Here is a 2,820-nt window from a genome sequence, read left to right on the forward strand (position 1 = left end):
TACTTCGTGGTGCACCAGCCCGAGCACCTGCTGCCGCTGCGCAACGGCGGCGAGCTCTCGGCGCTGTTCTGCTGGTCGTTCTTCCTGATCGCGGTGCTCGGCCCGGGGACGTGGGCGCTCGACGCGCTTCTGCGCCGGCGGCCCGGCAGGGACGGCCGGGGCAGCGTGCCGCCGCCCCGGCCCGCGGCCGAGGCCGGCCGGTCGAAGTCGGCCCCGGCCCGCGCCGGGGGCCTCTGAGATCCGGAGCCGGGATGCGGCGGGCTCGCCCCGGACGTGCCTCGCGGAGGGGCGGGCGCCGTCCCCGGCCCGGGGGTCAGGCCCGGCCGAGGACCGTCCAGCCGTGGGCGGGCACGACGGCCGGATCGGCGGGGGAGGGCGCACCGCCGGAGGAGCCGGACGACTCCAGCACGGCCAGGCCGCCGGTCTCCACCGGGAGGCGGCGGGGCCGGTCGTCGAGGTTGAGCAGGGTCAGCAGCCTGTGCCCGGGGTCGGCCGGGTCGGCGGACTCCAGCGCGGCGGCCCGGTTGTCCAGGTACGGCAGGGCGGTCCGGGCCCGCACCAGCCACGGGTGGCGGCGGCGCAGCCCGATCAGGCGCCGGTGCAGCAGATGGACCGGCCGGCCCGATGGGGGCAGCTCGCCGGGGGTGGCGGGAAAGACCGGGCGGACCGCGTCGTCCCCGCCCTCCCGCTCCTCCTTGACCCCGGTGAGACCCTGCTCGTCGCCGTAGTAGACGCTGGGCACGCCGCCGACGGTGAACAGCACGGCCAGGGCGTGGCCGAGATGGCGGCGGTCGGTCAGGCGGCTGGCGAGCCGGGTCACGTCGTGGTTGCCGACGAAGGTCAGGGGAGTGAAGGTCTCCAGCAGCGCGACGTGCCGCTGGAGGGTCCAGGCCAGCTCGTGGAGGTTCCCGTCGTTGAGGGAGCTCCAGATCGCCTTCCACAGCTCGTACTGGGTGACCGAGTCCAGTCCGCTCTGGTGGACGTATCCGGCGTAGTCACCGTGGATCACCTCCCCGACGAACCACGCGTGGGGGTGGCGCGGCCGTACCCGGTCCAGCGCCGCGCGCCAGAACCGGGCCGGCACCGCGTAGGCGGCGTCGAGCCGCCAGCCGGAGGCGCCCCGGGCGAGCCAGTGGTCCATCACGCGCACGACGTGGTCGAGCACGGCGGGCTCGTCGTGGTCGAGGGCGACGAGGCGGTGGTGCCCCTCGAAGGTCGCGTACTCCCCGGTGCCCCCTGCGTCCCCGATGCTCCCGCCGGCTCCGGTCTCCCCGGTCTCCCGGCGGAACCACGCCGCCGCGCGCGGGTCGCCCGCCGCCCGCGCGAACACCGGGAAGGACCGGCCGACGTGGTTGAACACCCCGTCCAGCAGCAGGTGCAGCCCCCGCCCGCGCGCGGCCGAGGCCAGCCGGTCGAAGTCGGCGTCGTCACCGAGGCGGGGGTCGATCCGGAAATGGTCGACGGTGTCGTAGCCGTGCGTCTCCGAGGCGAAGACCGGGCCCAGCAGCAGGCCGGAGCAGCCCAGCTCCACCGCGTAGTCCAGCCAGGCCTCGACGTGCCGGAGGCGGTGCCGCGCCGGCTCCCCGGGCGGGAGCGCGGAGGTCTCGGCGCCGGTGAAGCCCAGGGGGTACACCTGCCACCAGATCGCGTGCTCGGCCCATGGCGCCACGGACCTCCTCCTTCCCGGCCGTCGCCTTCGCCCCGGACGTCACTCCTGCCCCGGCCGTGCGGCCGTATGCCGTCTCCCTTCCCCTTCCCCTTCCCCGGCCGAGGGTGGGGGAGTGCGTACGGAACAAAGATCGGTGCGGGCCGTACACTGGCCGGAACCACCAGAATGGAGTTCTGTAGCGATGCGAATCGGCCTGTTCATCAACGAGCCCAAGGGCCCGGACGTGCTCGGCAAGCTCCGCGAGCGGATCGCCCGCGGGGCCGACGAGGGCTTCACGTCGGCCTGGATCTCCCACATCTTCGGCGTCGACGCGCTGACCGCCCTCGCCGTGGCGGGCTCCGGGGTGCCCGGGATCGAGCTCGGCACCGCCGTCGTGCCGACCTACCCGCGCCACCCCGCCGCGCTGGCCCAGCAGGCCCTGACCGTCAACGCCGCGCTGGACGGCCGCCTCAACCTCGGCATCGGGCTCTCCCACCAGATCGTGATCGAGGGCATGTACGGCTACAGCTACGACAAGCCCGCCCGGCACATGCGCGAGTACCTGTCGATCCTGATGCCGCTGGCGCGAGGCGAGAAGGCGGACGTCGCGGGGGAGACCCTCACCGGGCGGATCGGGCTCAGCACGCCGGGCGCGGGGGACATGCCGGTCCTCATCGCCGCGCTGGCCCCGCGCATGCTCAGGCTCGCGGGCGAGGTCGCCGACGGCACCGTGCTCTGGATGACGGGTCCCAGGACCGTCGCCGAGCACGTCGCCCCCGCCGTCACCGAGGCGGCGCGGGCCGCCGGCCGGCCCGCCCCGCGCATCGTCTGCGCGCTCCCGGTCTGCGTCACCGACGACGTCGAGGCCGCGCGGGCCAGGGCCGCGGAGGTGTTCGCCGTCTACGGCCAGCTCCCGTCCTACCGGGCGGTGCTCGACCGCGAGGGCGCGGCGGGCCCGGCCGACGTGGCGATCGTCGGGGACGAGGAGAGCGTCGCCGCCCAGATCGAGACGCTGGCCAAGGCCGGGGTCACCGACTTCGCCGCGGCCGAGTTCACCACCGACGGCCGGACCCGGGAGTTCCTCAAGACCCTGCTCTGACGCCCCCGTCCGCGGACCGGGGGTCTCCCGGCTCCCCGGGTGGGGGCGCGCCGTCCGGCACGGCGCCGCACCG

General features: G+C 75.5%; 2 protein-coding genes and 1 pseudogene. 2 read left to right on the plus strand and 1 reads right to left on the minus strand.

The window, feature by feature from the left end:
• A pseudogene (locus tag ACFOWE_RS18770) lies at window positions 1–237 on the plus strand (hypothetical protein); the annotation flags it as partial.
• 76 nt (window positions 238–313) lie between these two features.
• On the opposite strand, the gene ACFOWE_RS18775 reads toward ACFOWE_RS18770, so the two are convergent.
• The gene (locus tag ACFOWE_RS18775) at window positions 314–1,669 is read right to left on the minus strand and encodes an alpha-amylase family protein (RefSeq protein ID WP_377289517.1); all 1,356 of its coding nucleotides are present in this window, start codon (window positions 1,667–1,669) and stop codon (window positions 314–316) included.
• 181 nt (window positions 1,670–1,850) lie between these two features.
• Here ACFOWE_RS18775 and ACFOWE_RS18780 point away from each other — a divergent pair, with 181 nt between their 5' ends.
• Entirely contained in the window at window positions 1,851–2,747 is an 897-nt protein-coding gene (locus ACFOWE_RS18780; RefSeq protein WP_377289519.1) for a TIGR03564 family F420-dependent LLM class oxidoreductase, read from the plus strand.
• Window positions 2,748–2,820 lie beyond the last annotated feature (73 nt).

This window comes from Planomonospora corallina (genome assembly GCF_042650625.1).
Classification (GTDB): domain Bacteria; phylum Actinomycetota; class Actinomycetes; order Streptosporangiales; family Streptosporangiaceae; genus Planomonospora_B; species Planomonospora_B corallina.